Consider the following 16,890-nt stretch of genomic DNA (forward strand, 5'->3'; position numbering starts at 1 on the left):
AGTACCTGCATTTCCTGCCAAAGCGACCGACATGATACGGATGACGAACGTCGCCAAGGTCTACCGGCGCGGCCTGTTCGAGACCCACGCGCTCGCCGGGTTCACGCTGCACGTCGCGCGCGGCGAGTTCCTCGCCGTGATGGGCCCCTCCGGCTCCGGAAAGACGACGTTCCTCAACGTCGCAGGGCTCCTCGATCCCTTCGACGGGGGCGAGTACCTGCTCGACGGCGAGCCGATGCAGGGGCTCTCCGATGCCCGCGCGAGCGCGGTCAGGAACCGGAAGATCGGCTTCGTGTTCCAGAGCTTCCAGCTCATCGCCGACCTCGACGTGCTCGACAACGTGGACGTGCCGCTGCGGGTCCGGGGCCTGGGCGCGCGTGTGCGGCGCGAGCGTGCCTTGCGCGCGCTCGAGGACGTCGGCCTGAGCGCGCGGCTCCACCACCGGCCCAGCGAGCTCTCGGGCGGCCAGCAGCAGCGCGTCGCGATCGCGCGCGCGCTGGTCGGCGAGCCCTCGCTGCTCCTGGCCGACGAGCCCACCGGCAACCTCGACTCCCGCTCTGCGCGGCAGATCCTCGATCTGCTCGAGCGCATCCACGCCGGCGGCACGACGATCGTCATGACAACGCACGACCCCGAGCTCGCGGCGCGGGCGCGCCGCAAGGTGCACGTGCTCGATGGCAAGCTCATCGATCCGTGGGCCCCCGCGCCGCCGGCGCAGCCTCCGGAAGCTCCGCCGGAGGGCCTCCCGTGACGGCTGGCGACGCGCTCCGGATGGCCCTCAGGAGCCTCGGCCGGCAGCCCGGGCACACCGCCATCATGCTGCTGGCGTTCACGCTCGGCCTCGCCGCATGGACCGCCGCGCGCGCTGTCCTCCACGCGCGCGCGTCCGATCCGTTCGCGTCGGCGCGCGGGCTCTACTTCGTCTCCCTCCCGCGGGAGGGCGGCGCCGTCACCGATCCAAGGGCGATCGATCCCCCGAGCTACCGCGATCGCGTCCTCCTCGAGAGCCCCCACCCTTCGCGCGCGTCGGATCTCTTCGCCGCCGTGGCCGCCGGGAGCCCGGACGACGGCCCGCTCGCCCCTGTCCAGGTGATCTTTTGCACCGGCGATCTCTTCGGGATGATCGGCGCAACGGTCCGGAGCGGCGCGATCTGGCCGGCGGCGGGGGGCGCCGGCCAGGAGCGCCCCGTCGTGCTCTCCGACGTGGCGGAGCGCGCGCTGTTCTCCGGAGCGAGCGGGATCGGGCGCACGCTGCGGCTCTTCGGCGAGCCGTTCCGGGTGGTCGGCGTCGTCGCGCTCCCGGCCGCCCCGCGCACGCGCGCCCCGCGCACGGCCGTTGTCTTCGCGCCGAGCGCCGCCGGCCTCGCGCTCGGCGTCCGGCCGGCGCTGGTCCGTGAGGTCGAGGACCCGGGCGGCAGCTTCGACGCGCTCGCCGCCACCGACAACGGCTGGCTGGATCTCGTTGTCGAGCTGCGCGACGAGCCCAGCCGGGCCGCGTTCCAGGCGGAGCTCGACGCCTACGCCCGCGGCGAGCGCGCGCGCGGCCGGCGCGTCCTCGGGGCCGAGCTCGTGCCGCGCGAGCGCCTGCACGCGCTCCGCGCGGACGACCCCGGCACGACCCTGTTCGTCCTGCTCGCCGATGTCCTCCTCGGCGCCTGCACGCTCAGCGTCGCGCGGCTGCTCGAGGGGAAGCTCCGGGCGAAGCGCGCCGAGATCGCCGTCTACCGCGCGTTCGGCGCGAGCGCCCGCGGCGTCTTCCTCGGGCTCCTGACCGAGGTGGCGCTCGTGGCCGCGGGCGCCGCCGCGCTCGCCGTCGGCGTCGCCGCGGCGGCGCTCGAGATCGTCAACCGCGTCATCCACCTCCGGCCGGTCGACTACCACCTCGAGGCGCGCTCCGCCGGCGCGGCGCTCGTGGCCGCGATGGCCGCCGGCCTCCTCGCCGGCGCGTACCCGGCCCTGCGCGCGGCGAGGATCCCTCCGGCCGAAGGGCTCCGGCGATCGTGCTAGGCCCCCTCGTCAGGGCGCTCTCTCGCCGGAAGACGCCCGCGCTCCTGATGGTGCTCGAGACCGCCTTCGGCTTCGCCGTGGCCGTGCACGCCTCGGGGCTCGCCGTCCACTATGCCCGCGGCGCCTCCGCGCCGCGCGGCATCGAGACGCGGTCGCTGCTGCTCGCCGCGACCGAGCGCGACGGCCCGAGCTTCGCGTCCCTCGACGAGCGCGCGGCCGCGGTCCGCCGCGACGCCGCGGCCCTCGCGCGCGTCGCCGGCGTCCTCGCCGCCGCCGAGGCGGCCGCGGCCCCGTTCAACCTCACGCACCGGGAGGTCGTCGAGACGACCCTCCCGGGCGGCCCGCGCGCGGTCGCCTGGATGCTCGACGACCGCGGCGGCGTCGCCGAGGTCCTCGGCCTCGCTCCCCTCGCGGGGCGCCTGCTCGCCGCGGCGGACGCCGCGGGCGCGGAGGCGACGCCCGCCGTCGTCACACAGGCGCTCGCGGCGCGCCTCTTCCCGGACGGCCGCGCGGTCGGGCAGATCGTGCGCCGGAGCGCCCGGCAGAGGCCTCTCGTCGTCGTCGGCGTCGTCCCGTCGTTCCGCGTCTCCATGGGCCGCGATCCCGACGACGCCCAGCGCGCCCTCTTCGCGGCCGAGGGGCCCGCCCTCGGCCGCTCGCTGACGTACCTCGTCCGTGTCGGTCCGGGCGCTGACGACCGCGCCGGCGCGCGGGTGCGCGAGGCGCTCGAGCGCGCCGATCCGCGCCGCGCCGTGCTCGTGCGCCGGCTCGACGAGGGCGTCGACCTCGACGCCGGCACGAGCCGCGGCGCGGGCGGCCTGGCCCTCGCGCTCCTCGGGGCGATCTTCGTCGTCGTGTTCCTCGGGCGCATCGGGATGGCCTCGCTGCTCGTGGCCGAGCGCCGCCAGGCCCTCGGCATCCGCCGCGCCCTGGGCGCGACCCGCGCCGACGTCGCGCGCCTCGTGCTCGCGGAGAACGCGCTGCTCACGACGGCCGGCCTCGCCGCCGGCGCCGTCGCCCTCGCGGGGCTCCGGGCCGCGGCGCGCGCCGCGGCCCCCGAGCTCGACGTGCCCCTCGAGCCGCCGACGGCCCTCCTGGTCGCCGTGGCCTTCTGGCTCGCGGGCATGGCCGCGGCGCTCGTGCCCGCGCTCCGGGCGAGCGCTGTTTCCCCCGCGGAGGCGTCGCGATCATGACCTCCTTCCACGCGTGGCCCCGCGCGCGGTTCCGCGTGCCCCTCCAGGTCCGCCTCGCCGCCGTGGTCGCCCTGACCGCCGCCGCCGCTTGCGCCGGGAGCCTCGCCGCCGCGCGAGCGCAGGCGTCGCTGCCCGTGTCCGCCCTTGCGGGGCTCGGGCTCGCCCTGGTCGCCGGCGCGCTCGCCTCCCGCGCGCTGCTCGGGCGCGCTGTCGGCCTGCTCCGCGCGGTGACCGACGGCCTCGCGAGCTTCGCCGAGTCCGACTACACGCAGCGCGTCCGGCACGACCGCCGGGACGAGCTCGGGGATCTCGTCGAGCGCCACAACCGCCTCGGCGACGCGCTGCGGGCGCAGCGCGACGACCTCTACCAGAAGGAGCTCCTGCTCGAGACGGCGCTCGACGCCACGCCTGTCGCGATGGTGCTCCACGACGAGGCGGGCCGGATCGTGTACGGCAACGGCGCCGCGCGCGCCCTCTTCGCCGCGGGCGAGCGCATCGGCCAGAGGACGCTCTCCGCGCTGCTCGCCGGGGAGCCCGAGGAGCTCCGCGCCGCGATGATCGCCGGGCGGGACGCCCTCGTGTCCGTCGAGCGCCGGGGCGAGATCGAGACGCTGTACGTCGCCCGCCGCGCGTTCCGCCTGAACACCCAGGCGCACGTCCTCGTCTCGGTCCGGTCGCTCACGCGCGAGATCTCGCGCCGGGAGGCGGAGCTCCACAGGAACGCGATCCGGTTGATCAGCCACGAGCTCAACAACTCGCTCGCGCCGATCTCCTCGCTCCTCCACTCGGGCCGCCTCCTGCTCGAGCGTCCGGAGCAGCGGGAGCGCCTCGGGGTCGTCTTCGACACCATCGAGGAGCGGAGCGCGCATCTCGCCCGCTTCCTCGCCGCGTACGCCGAGCTCGCGCGCCTCCCGCCGCCCGCCCCCGAGCGGGTCGCGTGGCGCCCTTTCCTGGAGCGGCTGCGCGGGCTCGCGCCCTTCACGCTGGGCGACGCGCCGGACGAGCCAGGCTTCTTCGACCCCGCGCAGATCCAGCAGCTCCTCCTGAACCTGCTCAAGAACGCCGTCGAGGCCGGGAGCCCGCCCGACCGGATCGAGGTCTCGGTGCGGCGCCTCTCGACCGGCGAGCTCGCGCTCACGGTGGCCGACCGGGGCCACGGCCTCCCGGACGACGCCCCGGGCAAGGCGCTCCTGCCCTTCTACTCGACCAAGCAGCAGGGCCGCGGGCTCGGCCTCGCGCTCTGCCGCGAGATCGCGACAGCGCACGGCGGCGCGCTCGCGCTGCGGCGCCGCGAGGGGGGCGGGGCCGTGGCGGAGTGCCGCCTGCCGCCGCCGCCGGACGAGCGCGCTACTTGAGCTTCCGCTCGATCTGGATCCCGAGCCGGTCCATGCGCCTGTAGAGCCCCTGCCGGCTCAGGCCGAGCGACGCAGCGGCCTTGGCGACGACGCCCCGCGCCTCGACGAGCGCGCGCTCGATCTCGAGGCGCTCGGAGGAGGTCGCGGAAGGCGCGGACGACGCGGCGTGCGCAGCTGGCGCCGGCGGCAGGCGCGCGACCGCGTCGAGCCCCAGGTCGTGCGGCTCGATCGTCTCGCCCTTGCGCACAAGCGCCGCGCGCGTGAGCCGGTTCTCCAGCTCGCGGACGTTGCCCGGCCAGTCGTGCTCGGCGAGCGCGTGGCGCGCGCGCGGGCCGAGCGTCACCCGCTCGCCGCCCGCCGCGCGCGCGGCGAGGCCATCGAGCAGGTGGCTCGCGATCGGCACGATGTCCTCGGGGCGATCGCGCAGCGCGGGGATCGTCAGCTCGATGACGTTGAGCCGGAAGTACAGGTCTTCGCGGAAGGATCCCTCGGCGATCGCCCGCGGGAGATCTCGGTTGGTCGCGCTCAGCACGCGCACGTCGGCCTTGCGGGTGACGCTGCTCCCGAGGCGCTGGTACTCGCCTGTCTGGAGGACGCGCAGCAGCTTCTTCTGGCCGTTCAGCGACAGCGTGCCGATCTCGTCGAGGAAGAGGGTGCCGCCGTCGGCCTCCTCGAAGCGGCCGGCGCGGAGGCGGGTCGCGCCGGTGAACGCGCCTGGCTCGGCGCCGAACAGCTCCGCCTCGACGAGCTCGTCGGGGAGGGCGCCGGCGTTCACCTTGACGAACGGCCGGTCCCGCCGCCGCGAGTTGGCCTGGACGATGGTGGCGAGCAGCTCCTTCCCGGTGCCGTTCGGCCCCGTGATGAGGACGGGCACGTCGGCGGGCGCGACCTTGACGGCGAGGCTCACGACCTCGTGCATCGCGTCGCTCGCGTACACGAGCCCGGCCAGGTCGTGGCGCTCGGCGAGCCTGTGCCGCGCGCGCCCGCGCTGGGCCAGGAGGCGCGCGTTCTCCTGCTCGAGCGCCCGCAGCCGCGCCAGGTTGCCCACGGTGGCGACGAGCTTCTGGTCGTCCCACGGCTTGGGCACGTAGTCGCTCGCCCCGGCCTTGATCAGCTCGACCGCGCCCGCGATCGACGTGAACGCGGTCATGGCCACGACGGGCAGCTCGGGGTCGACGGCCTTGATCCGGCGGAGCAGCTCCATCCCCTCTTCGCCCGAGGTGGCGCTCTGCCGGAAGTTCATGTCCTGGACCACGGCGCCGAGCTCGTCGCCGAGCACCGCCGCCATCGCCTCGTCGGGCGTGGCGGCGACGCGGACCTCGTGCCCGTGCAGCTCGAACAGCGTCGTCAGCGCGACGCAGACGGCGGGCTGATCGTCGATGACGAGGATCTTCGGCACCCGGCGAGACTAGCGTGTTCGCCGCCGGGGGCCCGTCACATCCCGTAAGGGTACTTGGCCAGATCGATCGCGCCGCTCGCGCGGACCTGCTGCAGGGCCTTTCCGTACTGGAGGAGCATGCCCAGCGCGTAGCGGAGCCGCTCGCGGATGCGCTCGTCGTCCGGGGATTGCGGCGCCTCCGGGTCGTTGAGGAGGCCGCGGACGTTGCGCACGATCACGTGGTCCGGGATGTAGCAGAGGTACGTGTTCTTGTAGCTGCTCATGCGCAGCTCCGCGATCGGGTAGGCGCCGCCCGAGCTCGCGGAGACCCCGACGATGAGCGCGGGCTTGTGCGCGAGCTCGCCCCGGGAGCAGAGGAGGAAGAAGTTCTTGAGTCCGGCGGGGACCATGCCGCCCCACTCCGGCGCGATGACCACGAAGGCGTCCGACGTCTTCAGCTCTGCGGAGATGGGGCCCCAGACGCGCTCCCATTTCTCGGACGGCTGCCATACCTCCGGATCCCAGAGCGGAAGCGGGTTGTCGGCGAGATCGAGCGTGTACGTCGAGGAGACGTCCGCCGACGACGACAGCTGTTGCTGCACGTGGCGGGCGATCTTCCCCGATTCGGAGCCGTTGCGGTGACTGCCTGAGATGACAGCGAGCTTCATAGGGTATTGCGTGCGGCCGGCGACGGATCGCGCGGCGCTCCTCGGTGATCGGTGGATTGCGGGCGGCGCGATGCTACCCCGCGCTCGCGCGGCGGGTCGAGGAGTTCGTCGGCGCGGGGGACCCCCTCGGCCCCGCGCCGCGCAGCGAGAGGCGCCGTGGCGACAGGCGCCTCTCGCGTCGAGCGCCGCGGCCGGAGCCGCTTGAGGAGGACCATTTACGAAGGCTGGAAGGGGACGGGCCGGCCGCGGCGCCAGCCGCGCCCGAGGAGCCGCTCGATGAGCCCGATCGCCATCGCCGAGGCGAGCGTCAGGGCGGCCGTCTCCGCGCGCGCGGCGGTCAGCGCGGCGAGGAGCGCGCCCGCGGCGAGGACCCAGGGGCGCACCATCGTGAGCGGGCCCAGGATCGTCACGCTGGCGAGCACGCGCGCCTCGTGGATGGGCAGCGCGTAGGCGAGCAGGGCGGTGCAGACGAGGGCGGCGTAGGCGCCGTAGACGAGGATCAGGCGCCGTCCGGCCGCGAGCAGATCGATCCAGAGGCCCGCGGGGTCGGGCGCGAGCCCGAGCACGGCGAAGGTGAGGGCCGCGAGCGCGGCGATAGCGAGGAGCCCTGCGAGGGCGCCGCGGCGGACGGCGCGGAGGAAATAGGCGCGCTTTTCAATGCGCGGGTTGCGGCCGGCGGCGTCGCGAAAGCCGCAGAACGCCGCGTCGACAAGGGCGAGCAGGGTGAGCAGCGCGGGGATCACGTGAATGCCCCGAGCCGGCGGACGGCGCGCGGGCCGAGCTGCTCGAGCTGGTCGACGAAGCGCGCGCGCAGGTCCGGGCGGAGTCCGATCACCGCGTGCATGATGCGCAGGACGGGAAAGGGCCCGACGTGGCCGTCGAACAGCGCGGAGGAGAGGCCCTCGGCGCCGGCGCGCGCCGCCGCGAGGAGCGCGTCGCCGGCGTGGGCGCGGAGGGCGGAGAGGACGCCGTCGTGGCGGGAGAGCGGCTCGCGCATGCGGGCCTGGTGGAATATCCAGGCGCCGAGGGGAGACAGGTGGCTCGGCTTGATGTCGAAGTGGATGAACGCGAGGGCGCCGGCCCTGGCCTGCTCGCGGAAGAACGACACGAGGGCGTCGCCGCGGAAATGGTGGACGACGCCGGTGGACAGGAAGACGGTGGCTGGCTCGCGCAGCGTGAACGCGTTGGCCACGTGGAAGCGGCACGGGAGGCCCTCGTCGCTGGCCGCCGCGCGCGCGGCCTCGATCAGCGCGCGGTTGTAATCGCAGCCCACGAGCTCGACGTCGGCGCCCAGCGCCCCGCGGGCGGCGAGCCAGCGGACGACGTAGCCGAGCCCGCAGCCCACGTCGACGACGCGCAGGGGGCGGGGCGCGCCGGCGGCGCGCAGCGCGTCGAGCAGCGGCGCGAGCACGAAGCGGACGCGCGCTCCCTGGTCGAACTCCTCGGACAGGCGCTGCAGCTCGGCGTGGACGCGGAGCAGGAGCGCGTCCACGGCGGCCTCGTCGAGCAGATCGTCCCGCGCCGGGAGCCGCGCGGCGAGCCGGGCTGCGCCGGGGCGGCCCGCGGCGCGGAGGCGCTCGACAACCGCGCTCCGGCGCACGGGGAGGCGCGCGAGGGTGTCGGGATCGTAGTCGACGAGGAGATCGGAGATCTCCGGAGCATCCACCGGCGCGAGGGTGCCGCTCCCGTGCGGGGATGTCCAGCGCGGCGGCCTCGGCGGCTCCTGCGCTGTCGCGGGGGCGAGCGCCGCCGGGGGCGCCCCCGGTTTCTGCGTCGACAGGCGCGCCCGGATCTGCTGGAAGTAGGGAAAGCAAACGGCGGCGGGTGGGCTCACGCTCTGCCGCGCTGGATCGGTGGAGGGCGTGATGGCGGACTGGGATCCTGCGCAGTACCTGAAGTTCGAGGACCAGAGGGCGCGTCCTGCGATTGACCTGCTCGGCCGGGTCGACCTCGCCGCGCCGGGCGACATCGTCGATCTCGGGTGCGGGGCCGGCAACATCACCCGCCTCGTGGCCCAGCGCTTCCCGGGCCGGGGGATCCTCGGGGTCGACAGCTCTCCGGAGATGCTGGCGCAGGCGCGCGCCGCGCTGCCCGGGGCGCGGTTCGTCGAGGGCGATATCGCGCGCTTCGCGCCGTCCGCGCCGCCCGCGCTGATCTTCAGCAACGCCGCGCTGCACTGGCTCGACGACCACCAGGCGCTGTTCCCGGCGCTGCTCGGGCGGCTCGCGGCCGGTGGCGTGCTGGCGGTGCAGATGCCGAGGAACCACGGCGCGCCGTCGCACGCGGCGATGGTGGAGGCGAGCCGGTTGCCTCGCTTCCGCGACAAGCTGGCGGCGGTGGTGAGGGAGAGCCCGGTCGCGGCGCCGGCGGCGTATTACGGGATGCTCGCGCCGCACGCGGCGCGGCTCGACATCTGGGAGACGGAGTATCTGCACGTCCTCGAGGGCGCGAATCCGGTCGTCGAGTGGACCAAGGGGACGGCGCTGCGGCCGCTGCTCGCGGCGCTCGATGAGCACGAGCGGGCCGAGTTCCTCGAGGAGTACGGCGGGCGGGTGGCGGCGGCGTATCCGAAGGCGGCGGACGGGAAGACGCCGTTTCCGTTCCGGCGGTTGTTCCTCGTCGCCACGGCGCGGTGAGCGCGGCCGCCGCGCGGATCAGCGCGTGTACTCGATGGCGCCGACGCCTTCGGCTTCGGGCAGCACGGTCACGAGCGCCTGCGCTCCGACGGAGGCGGACGAGAGCGACGAGCGGACGGCGACGAGCCATGTCCGGTCGCTCCTGCGCGCGACGAGGATGGCGCAGCGCTCGCCCTGAGGCGTGCCCGCGCGCGCCTCGGCCTCCTGGACCACGCGCGCCTCGGAGGCGTCGCAGCCCTCGACGTCGAACTTGCGGTTCAACAGCGCGGTGAGCGCCATGCTGGCGGCCTTCTTCGCGGTGACCTCTTCGGCCGTCGGGGCCGCGGGGGGCGGCGCCGGGGCGCACCCGGCGGAGAGCGCTGCGAGGAGGGGTATCCACCGTGCGATGGTGCGTGTCACGGCGCTGTCTTATCGCGGCGGCGCGGCCAGGGGAAGCCCTCGTCGCGCGGGGCTGCTCGGCGCCGGCCTGCACGGTTGAGCCGCCGCGTGTGGAGCGACACGGCGACTTACGTGGTTGCACCATGGTTCATTTCGCTCATTTACGCTCATGGGAGACATGGCTGGAGGCGTGCGCGCAGCTTGCCCACCTCATGTAGGTGGCAGTAGCGTGCTGCCCATGCCGACGCTCGAGCACAACGGTTTCGTCGACATGTTCCGCGAGAATCCGTCGCTCGCGCCTCATTTTCTGGAGATCCTCTTTCACCTGGATCTCCCGCCGTATGCCACGGTCGCGGTCGTCGAGGCTTCGCTGGACCAGCTCCTCCCGGTCGAGTTCTGCGCCGACCTGGTGCTCGAGCTCCGCGACGGGGCCGGTGCGCTGGTGCTCTCCATCGTCCTCGAGGTCCAGCGCGACATCGATCGGCGCAAGGGCTACTCATGGCCTGTCTACGTTGCGGTCGTGCGGGCCCGGAAGGAGTGCTCGGCTGTCGTCCTCGTCGTCGCGCCCGACGCGGAGGTGGCCGCCTGGGCCGCGCAGAAAATCGATCTCGGGTTGGGGCTCGGGACGCTCCAGCCGCTGGTGCTGGGGCCGGCGAGTGTGCCGGAGGTGACGGATCAGGCCGAGGCGGAAAAGGAGACGGAGCTCGCCATTCTCTCGGCCGTGGCGCACGGCAACGGACCGAACGGCCTCGCCGTGGTCCAGTCTGCGCTGGGGGCGCTCGGGCGGCTCGACCACGAGCACGCGGCGGTGTACTTCCAGATCGTCTACAATGCGTTGCGTGAACCCATGCGGAGAGCCCTGGAGGCGCTGATCATGGAGCGGCAGACCGAAGGCAAGGCAACTTTTCCCCCGTTCGCCCAGCAGCTCATCGAGCGTGGCCGGATCGAGGGCATCCGGGAGGGCAAGCTCGAGGGCATCCGGGAGGGCAAGCTCGAGGGCATCCTCGAGGCCAAGCGCGACGCATTGCTCCGGCTGGTGGCGCGCGCCGGGATCGCCTTCACCGCCGACCATCGCGAGCGCATCCAGGCGTGCAAGGACCCTGCGATCCTCGATCGGTGGGTCGACAACGCACTCGAAGCAAAGGACGCTTCCGAGGTGCTCTCCTGACGAGCGGCGCTGCGCCCGATCAGCGCGGCGCGAGCCGCTCTCCTCGCCAGAGGAGCTCTTCGTCCTCGATCCGCCGCGCGATCTGAAGCGCTCGCGCCCGCGCCGCCGCCCCCTCCTCCTCGCCCAGGATGCGCGTAAGGACGAGCAGCGCCATCGCCCGTAGCCGGACGAAGCCGCTGTCGCCCGCGTGACGGCACGCCGACTCGGCGAGCGCGAGCGCCGCCGCGCGGGCGAGCCCGTTGAGGTGGCGTGTCCGGAATCGTGTCCGGGTGCTCCGGTCCTCGCGACCGCAGACTACCCGCAACGAATTCAAGGAGAACGCCGATGTCTTCCCTCACTCACTACCTGGTCATCGATCTCGAGGCGACCTGCAGCGACGACCCCGCCTTCCCCCGCGACGAGATGGAGATCATCGAGGTCGGCGCCGTGCTCGTCGATGCCGGCACCCTGCGACCCGCCGCCGAGCTGCAGTGCTTCGTGCGCCCGATCCGACACCCGCGCCTCTCGGCGTTCTGCATGCGGCTGACGAGCATCCGCCAGGCCGACGTCGACGCCGCCCCGCGCTTCCCCGCGGCGGCGGCGCGGCTGAGAGAGCTGGTGCGCGGGAAACAGGCGCTCTTCTGCTCCTGGGGCGGCTACGACAAGCGGCAGATCGAGCGCGACGCCCGCCGCCACGGGGTGGCGCTGCCCTTCGGCGGCGATCACCTCAACCTCAAGCGGGCCTTTGCCCGCCGCCTCGGCGCCGAGCGCGAGCTCGGCGTGGGGCAGGCCCTGCGCCGCGTCGGCCTCTCGTTTCAGGGGACGCAGCACCGCGCCATCGACGACGCGCGCAACATCGCGCGGCTCCTGCCGCACGCGCTGGGCCTCTAGAGCGGCGGTCACCCGCTTCGGATACGGGCCCATCTCGGCGTTTTCGGTGCTCAGCGCACAGGAGTGCGCTTGCGCGCCGAAAACGCCGATCTGGACCCGTCTCCTGTGCGGGAGACCGCCGCTCTGCGGCGGGTGTGCCCGTGGCGGGTGTGGGAACCGCTCCCCGCCGCGCCGGCGCTCACCGGCCCTCGGGCGGCGTCTCCGGGGCCTCCAGCGCCGCGAGGAGCGCGGTGAGCCCCTTCTTCAGCGAGGCCATCTGCTTCTCCCCCAGGGCTCGCGTGAGCTCGTCCTCCAGCTCCTGCAGCACCCCGAGCCCGTGGAGGAGCATCTTCAGCCCGTGCGGCGTGAACCGCACCCGCTTCGCCCGCCGGTCCTCCGGATCGGGCGTCCGCTCCACCACGCCCGCCGCCTCGAGCTCCTCCACGAGCTGACCCACCGCCTGCTTCGTCACGCCGGCGCGCTCCGCCAGGTCGATCTGCCGCGTGCCCTCGAGGTCGATGTACGGCATGAGCGCCGTGTGCGCCCGGCGCACCCCGGTCGCGCCGCGCCGGGCGACGCGCGCCACCGCCCGCTCGTCGAGCAGCCGCGCCGAGCGGAGCAGGAGCTGCCCGAGGCTCACGCGCTTGCGCCGATCGAGCTCGGCGACGTCGCATGGATCGAGGTTGTGCTTGGTCATGATAGTCAACTTGCTTGACCAAATGGTCAAGCTGGTTTACCAATTGGAGCATGCTGCGACGGCTCGATCAATCCCTCTGGGTTGCGGAAGACACGTTGAAGGTGGGGTTCCTCCGGTTTCCGGTGCGATCTCCGGTCGTGCGCCTCGAGGACGGCGGGCTGCTGCTGTTCTCGCCGCTCCCGAGCGTGGAGCGGGAGGCGGACGAGATCCGCGCGCTCGGCGAGGTGCGGGCGATCGTGGCGCCGAACCTGCTGCACCACCTCGGCCTCTCGCCGGCGGCGCGGCTGTTCCCGGGGGCGCGGCTCTACGGCGCGCGGGGGCTCCGCGAGAAGCGCCCTGACGTGACGTTCACCGGCGCGCTCGACGGCGCGCCGGACCCGCTCTGGTCCGCGGAGATCGACCAGGTGGCGGTCTTCGGGATGCCGAAGCTCGAGGAGACGGTCTTCTTCCACCGGCCGAGCAGGACCCTCTTCGTCTGGGATCTCTGCTTTCACATCGCGCGGAGCGAGCACCTCCCGACGCGCCTCTTCATGCGCCTGAACGGCGCCTACGGGAGGTTCGGCCCGTCCCGCATCGCGCGCTCGATGATGCGCGATCGCGCGGCGGTGCGCGCCTCGGTGGAGCGGATGCTCGCGTGGGGGCCGGAGCGCATCGTGGTGGCGCACGGCGACGTCATCGAGCGCGGCGGTCGAGACGCGCTGCAGGCCGCGTTCGAGCGGGTGCTCTGACGCCCCTGACGGGGAGCGGCGCGCGGGCGCCGGTGCGGTAGGACTGGGGCCTGGCCATGAAGATCAGGACGGTCCGGTGATGGGCGCCCAGGTCACCCTGCTCGGCCTGGATTTCGGCTCCACCACGAGCTGCGCCGTGGCCGCCTCGGCGACGCTCACGCGCGCCGCGGGCAGCGGCCGGGTGGAGCTCGGCGCGCTGGAGGAGCGGTACCGATCGGAGATGGCGCTCACGCCCCTCGCCGGCGACGCGCTCGATCTCGACGCCGCGGCGGCGCTCCTCGATCGCTGGCTCGCCGAGGCGGGCGTGGCGCCCGGGGCCCTCTTCGGCGGCGGGGCGATCATCACCGGCCTCGCCGCCCGCCGGAGCAACGCCGACGCGCTCGCGGCGCTGATCCGCGCGCGGGTTGGGGACGCGCTGCTCGCCGTCACCGAGGACCCCTGCCTCGAGTCCTGGGTGGCCTTCATGGGCAGCGCCGCTCCCCTGTCGCGCGCGCGCCCCGGCGAGCCCGTCGTCAACCTGGACATCGGCGGCGGCACCACGAACCTCGCGCTCGGCCTGGCCGGCGAGGTGCAGCGCACCGGCTGTCTTCTCGTGGGCGCGCGGCACGTCGCGCTCGATCCGCGCTCGCGCCGCCTCCGCGCGCTCTCGCCGGAGGCCCGCGCCGCCCTCGACCACCTCGGGCTCCACCGCGGCCCGGGCGAGGTGCTCTCGCAGGCCGAGGCCGAGGCCGTCGTCGCCTTCTACGTGGAGCTGCTCGAGGCGGCGATCGCGGGGCGCGCCGGCGCCTTCGACACACCCGCGGCCGCGCGCCACGTGCAGGTGCCCTTCGCGCTGCCGGAGGGGCTCGCGGCGCCCACCCTCACGTTCTCCGGGGGCGTGGGCGAGCTGATCTACGCCGGTCTGGCCGGGCGCCCCCTGCCCGAGCCGGCTCACCACGGCGATCTCGGCGTGGACCTCGCCCGCGCGATCCTCGCCTCGCCCCGGCTGAGCGCGCGGGTGGCGACGCCGGCCAGCATGGGCCGGGCCACGGCGTACGGCCTGCTGCGCCACGCCACCCAGCTCTCCGGCGCGACGCTGTTCCTCGCGCGCCCCGAGCGCTTGCCCCTGCGCGACCTGCCCATCCTGGCGCGCCTCTCGCCGGCCTCTTCCGACGCCGAGCTCGATCACGCCGTGGACCTCTTCCGCCGGAGCACCCGCGGCGGCTCTCTGGAGATCGCCCTCGACGACGTCTCGGCGGCCACCCTCAAGCGCCTCGGCGCGCGCATCGCGGGTGCGCTGCGCCGCGCCGGACCGATCCCCGAGCACCCCCTCGTGCTGCTCACCGCGCAGAACGCGGGCAAGACGCTCGGGGGCTACGTGACCGGCTGGGGCGCGCTGCCGATCGACCTCCTCGTCATCGACGAGGTGCAGGCGCACGGCGCCCGGTTCGTCCAGGTCGGCCGCCTGTGCGATCAGGTCCTGCCCGTCTCGTTCTACGGGATGACGCCATGACGTCGCTCGGCGAACCTTCCGTGAAGGGAGGAGCGCGCCGTGAAGGAACCGACCCCGCTCGATCGGATCGAGGTCCCTCGCCCCCGGACCGACGTTGTCTACGCGGCCCGCCTGCCTGGGCACGGCGGCTCGTTCCGCGGCTTGAAGCGGCTCCTCGGCGCCGCCGACTGCAGCAAGGCGGGCGATCGCCAGGCAGGCCTCGCGGCGAGCGACGACGCGGCGCGGGAAGCCGCGCGGGAGCTGCTCGGCGACCTGACCCTGGAGCACCTCCACGATCACCCGCTCACCGACGCGCGGGGCGAGATCGACGCGGTGATGCGCGTCAATTACGACATCGACCGAGACGCCTTCGCCCGGATCGCCTCGCTGCGCCTCGGCGAGCTCAAGGACCACCTGCTCGGCGCCCCCGGCCCGGAGGTGGCGCGCCTCGGCCGCGCCCTGACCGGGGTCATGGCCGCGGCGCTCGCCAAGCTCTGCGACGTGCACGAACTCGTGTATCTCGCCCGCAAGATCAGCCGCCCGACCCGCGCCCGCACGCTCCTCGGCGCCCCCGGCACGCTCGCCTCGCGCCTCCAGCCGAACCACCCCACCGACGATCTCCGAGGGATCACCCTGCTGCTCTACTGGGGCCTTTCCATCGGCGCCGGCGACGCGCTGCTCGGCGTCAACCCCGCGTCCGGCACGGTGGAGACCACCGCCGCGATCCTCCGCCACCTCGACCGCATCCGCCGCGCGACCGGCGTCCCCACGCAGATCTGCTGCCTGTCGCACCTCAAGGTGCAGCTCGCCGCGCTCGACCAGGGCGCGCCCGTGGAGATCCTCTTTCAGAGCCTGGCCGGCACCGAGTCCTGCTGTGTCACCGAGTTCGACGTCACCGTGGATCTCCTCGACGAGGGCTATCGCCGCATGGCCGCGCGCGGCCCGCTCGCGGGCCAGGCCGAGCAGTTCATGTATTTCGAGACCGGCCAGGGCAGTGAGCTCACGTACGGCAAGCACGAGGGCATCGACATGGCCACGGCCGAGGCGCTCTGTTACGGCCTCGCCCGCCGCTGGGACCCGTTCATGCTCAACAACGTCACCGGCTTCATCGGCCCGGAGACGCACCTCGACGACCGCGAGATGATCGTCGCGAACCTCCAGGACCATTTCATGGGCAAGCTCCTCGGCGTGCCCATGGGCATGGCCCCTTGTTACACCCTCCACGCCCACGTCACGCTGGAGGGCCAGCAGATGGCGACGCAGCTGCTCACCGCGGCGGGCGCCAACTACTACATGGATGTCTGCCTCAATACCGATCGCATGCTCGCCTATTTCGACACGAGCGGGCATGACGTGCAGACGTTGCGGGAGATCCATGGCCGCGCGCCCGGCGGCGAGTTCCTGGAGTGGGCCCTCGCGCGGGGCATCCTGGCGCGCGCGGGGGAGGGGCAGGGCGAGGCGGGCGCGATCACCCGCGGGCCGTGCTTCGGCGACGTGCGGCAGTTCTGCCCGGACGAGGCCGAGCTCGCCGAGCTGCTCGCTGCCACGCCCGCCGCCCACGGCTTCGCCACCGCCGGCCCGCGCCCGGCCAACGCCGTCAGCCGCCTCGGCCGCCGCGACGAGGCCATCGCGCGGGGGGCCCTCGAGAGCGAGCTGCGCGAGGAGGCGCTGGCCCGCGTCGCCGCGTTTCGGGTCATCACCACGACGGCGGTCAGCAAGGACGAGCACCTCGGATCCGCCGACGCGGGCGCGCGCCTGTCCGAGGAGAGCGCCGCCCGGCTCGCGCCGGAGGACGCGCAGGTGCAGATCGTGGTGTCCGACGGCCTGAGCGCCGAGGCGGTCCACCACAACGTCCCCGACCTGCTCCCGGTGCTGCTGGACGGCCTTGCGGCGCGCGGCGTGACCGTCGGGCGGCCGCTGCTCGCGCGGTACGGCCGGGTGAAGCTCGCCGAGGCCGTCGCCGAGCGGCTCGGGGCGCGGCTGGTCGTGATGCTGCTCGGCGAGCGCCCGGGCAGCGGCGAGCTCGCCTCGCGCAGCCTCTCGGCCTACCTCGCCTACCGCCTCACGCCCGGTGTGGATCAGGAGTCTGCCGCCGCCTTCAGCGGCAATCCAGCGATCGGCTTCGAGTACACGGTGATCGCCAGCATCCACGCCGGCGGGCTGCCCGCCGCGGAGGCGGGCGGGGTGCTCGTCGAGAAGGTCCTGCAGGTGCTCGCGCGCCGCGCGGCCGGCAACCGGCTGGAGGCGCTGCTCGCGGGCGACGCTGCGTGAGCGGCGCCTCCGGCTTGCCCCTGCGCCTGGGGTGTAATAGTCTCAAGATGCTGCGCCGGACGGAACGCTTAAGAAGCTGGTTGTTGTTACG

17 protein-coding genes are annotated in these 16,890 nt (G+C 74.1%); 10 read left to right on the forward strand and 7 right to left on the reverse strand.

What is annotated here, in order from left to right:
* Window positions 1-31 precede the first annotated feature (31 nt).
* From WMF45_RS48995 to WMF45_RS49010, 4 genes are read left to right on the forward strand one after another with little or no spacing between them, the layout of a single operon-like run.
* A complete protein-coding gene (locus tag WMF45_RS48995; RefSeq protein ID WP_437714087.1) occupies window positions 32-751 on the forward strand; it encodes an ABC transporter ATP-binding protein in 720 nt (239 codons plus the stop codon).
* Window positions 748-2,007 (forward strand): ABC transporter permease, encoded by a 1,260-nt coding sequence (locus WMF45_RS49000; RefSeq protein WP_437714089.1) that lies wholly within the window; start codon window positions 748-750, stop codon window positions 2,005-2,007. The genes WMF45_RS48995 and WMF45_RS49000 overlap by 4 nt, the downstream gene beginning before the upstream one ends.
* Entirely contained in the window at window positions 2,001-3,200 is a 1,200-nt protein-coding gene (locus tag WMF45_RS49005; protein WP_437714090.1) for an FtsX-like permease family protein, read from the forward strand. The genes WMF45_RS49000 and WMF45_RS49005 overlap by 7 nt, the downstream gene beginning before the upstream one ends.
* Window positions 3,197-4,555: a sensor histidine kinase gene (locus WMF45_RS49010; protein WP_437714092.1), complete on the forward strand. Its 1,359-nt coding sequence runs from the start codon at window positions 3,197-3,199 to the stop codon at window positions 4,553-4,555. Before WMF45_RS49005 ends, WMF45_RS49010 begins: the two co-directional genes overlap by 4 nt.
* Here WMF45_RS49010 and WMF45_RS49015 read toward each other — a convergent pair.
* The 4 genes from WMF45_RS49015 to WMF45_RS49030 form a co-directional block, all read right to left on the reverse strand.
* Window positions 4,548-5,954, reverse strand: coding sequence for a sigma-54-dependent transcriptional regulator (locus WMF45_RS49015; RefSeq protein WP_437714093.1), 1,407 nt, complete (start codon window positions 5,952-5,954; stop codon window positions 4,548-4,550). The genes WMF45_RS49010 and WMF45_RS49015 overlap by 8 nt on opposite strands.
* A gap of 35 nt (window positions 5,955-5,989) precedes the next feature.
* Complete coding sequence (locus tag WMF45_RS49020; protein ID WP_437714094.1) at window positions 5,990-6,601, reverse strand: NADPH-dependent FMN reductase; 612 nt, start codon at window positions 6,599-6,601, stop codon at window positions 5,990-5,992.
* A gap of 215 nt (window positions 6,602-6,816) precedes the next feature.
* Window positions 6,817-7,344 (reverse strand): oxidoreductase, encoded by a 528-nt coding sequence (locus WMF45_RS49025; protein WP_437714096.1) that lies wholly within the window; start codon window positions 7,342-7,344, stop codon window positions 6,817-6,819.
* Window positions 7,341-8,435, reverse strand: a complete 1,095-nt coding sequence (locus WMF45_RS49030) for a class I SAM-dependent methyltransferase (RefSeq protein WP_437714097.1) — start codon at window positions 8,433-8,435, stop codon at window positions 7,341-7,343. Before WMF45_RS49030 ends, WMF45_RS49025 begins: the two co-directional genes overlap by 4 nt.
* A 31-nt stretch (window positions 8,436-8,466) precedes the next feature.
* Between WMF45_RS49030 and tam the strand changes: the two genes are divergently transcribed.
* The gene (gene tam / locus WMF45_RS49035) at window positions 8,467-9,237 is read left to right on the forward strand and encodes a trans-aconitate 2-methyltransferase (protein ID WP_437714101.1); all 771 of its coding nucleotides are present in this window, start codon (window positions 8,467-8,469) and stop codon (window positions 9,235-9,237) included.
* A gap of 18 nt (window positions 9,238-9,255) precedes the next feature.
* Here the strand turns inward: tam and WMF45_RS49040 are convergent, their stop codons facing one another.
* Complete coding sequence (locus tag WMF45_RS49040) at window positions 9,256-9,636, reverse strand: hypothetical protein (RefSeq protein WP_437714102.1); 381 nt, start codon at window positions 9,634-9,636, stop codon at window positions 9,256-9,258.
* A 217-nt stretch (window positions 9,637-9,853) separates the two neighbouring features.
* On the opposite strand from WMF45_RS49040, the gene WMF45_RS49045 reads away from it, so the two are divergent.
* Window positions 9,854-10,783, forward strand: coding sequence for a hypothetical protein (locus WMF45_RS49045; RefSeq protein ID WP_437714104.1), 930 nt, complete (start codon window positions 9,854-9,856; stop codon window positions 10,781-10,783).
* A gap of 19 nt (window positions 10,784-10,802) precedes the next feature.
* Here the strand turns inward: WMF45_RS49045 and WMF45_RS49050 are convergent, their stop codons facing one another.
* Window positions 10,803-11,087: a hypothetical protein gene (locus WMF45_RS49050; protein ID WP_437714106.1), complete on the reverse strand. Its 285-nt coding sequence runs from the start codon at window positions 11,085-11,087 to the stop codon at window positions 10,803-10,805.
* Between the two features lie 20 nt (window positions 11,088-11,107).
* Here WMF45_RS49050 and WMF45_RS49055 point away from each other — a divergent pair, with 20 nt between their 5' ends.
* The gene (locus WMF45_RS49055; RefSeq protein WP_437714107.1) at window positions 11,108-11,653 is read left to right on the forward strand and encodes an exonuclease domain-containing protein; all 546 of its coding nucleotides are present in this window, start codon (window positions 11,108-11,110) and stop codon (window positions 11,651-11,653) included.
* 178 nt (window positions 11,654-11,831) lie between these two features.
* Here the strand turns inward: WMF45_RS49055 and WMF45_RS49060 are convergent, their stop codons facing one another.
* The gene (locus WMF45_RS49060; RefSeq protein WP_437714109.1) at window positions 11,832-12,329 is read right to left on the reverse strand and encodes a MarR family winged helix-turn-helix transcriptional regulator; all 498 of its coding nucleotides are present in this window, start codon (window positions 12,327-12,329) and stop codon (window positions 11,832-11,834) included.
* Window positions 12,330-12,379: 50 nt separating this feature from the next.
* Here WMF45_RS49060 and WMF45_RS49065 point away from each other — a divergent pair, with 50 nt between their 5' ends.
* The 3 genes from WMF45_RS49065 to eutB all read left to right on the forward strand — a co-directional run bounded on the left by WMF45_RS49065 (window position 12,380) and on the right by eutB (window position 16,799).
* Complete coding sequence (locus WMF45_RS49065; RefSeq protein WP_437714110.1) at window positions 12,380-13,057, forward strand: DUF4336 domain-containing protein; 678 nt, start codon at window positions 12,380-12,382, stop codon at window positions 13,055-13,057.
* Window positions 13,058-13,136: 79 nt separating this feature from the next.
* Window positions 13,137-14,549, forward strand: a complete 1,413-nt coding sequence (locus tag WMF45_RS49070; protein ID WP_437714112.1) for an ethanolamine ammonia-lyase reactivating factor EutA — start codon at window positions 13,137-13,139, stop codon at window positions 14,547-14,549.
* A gap of 39 nt (window positions 14,550-14,588) precedes the next feature.
* The gene (gene eutB, locus WMF45_RS49075) at window positions 14,589-16,799 is read left to right on the forward strand and encodes an ethanolamine ammonia-lyase subunit EutB (RefSeq protein WP_437714113.1); all 2,211 of its coding nucleotides are present in this window, start codon (window positions 14,589-14,591) and stop codon (window positions 16,797-16,799) included.
* The last annotated feature ends 91 nt before the right edge of the window (window positions 16,800-16,890 follow it).

This window comes from Sorangium sp. So ce448, assembly GCF_051520915.1.
GTDB classification, from domain to species: domain Bacteria; phylum Myxococcota_A; class Polyangia; order Polyangiales; family Polyangiaceae; genus Sorangium; species Sorangium cellulosum_B.

Bases quoted from the DNA above. Each gene is read 5' to 3' on its own strand.
- WMF45_RS49070 (WP_437714112.1), top strand. From the start codon at position 13,137: ATGGGCGCCCAGGTCACCCTGCTCGGCCTGGATTTCGGCTCCACCACG.
- WMF45_RS49065 (WP_437714110.1), top strand. From the start codon at position 12,380: ATGCTGCGACGGCTCGATCAATCCCTCTGGGTTGCGGAAGACACGTTG.
- WMF45_RS49055 (WP_437714107.1), top strand. From the start codon at position 11,108: ATGTCTTCCCTCACTCACTACCTGGTCATCGATCTCGAGGCGACCTGC.
- WMF45_RS49020 (WP_437714094.1), bottom strand. From the start codon at position 6,601: ATGAAGCTCGCTGTCATCTCAGGCAGTCACCGCAACGGCTCCGAATCG.
- WMF45_RS49060 (WP_437714109.1), bottom strand. From the start codon at position 12,329: ATGACCAAGCACAACCTCGATCCATGCGACGTCGCCGAGCTCGATCGG.
- WMF45_RS49045 (WP_437714104.1), top strand. From the start codon at position 9,854: ATGCCGACGCTCGAGCACAACGGTTTCGTCGACATGTTCCGCGAGAAT.
- WMF45_RS49010 (WP_437714092.1), top strand. From the start codon at position 3,197: ATGACCTCCTTCCACGCGTGGCCCCGCGCGCGGTTCCGCGTGCCCCTC.
- WMF45_RS48995 (WP_437714087.1), top strand. From the start codon at position 32: ATGATACGGATGACGAACGTCGCCAAGGTCTACCGGCGCGGCCTGTTC.
- tam (WP_437714101.1), top strand. From the start codon at position 8,467: ATGGCGGACTGGGATCCTGCGCAGTACCTGAAGTTCGAGGACCAGAGG.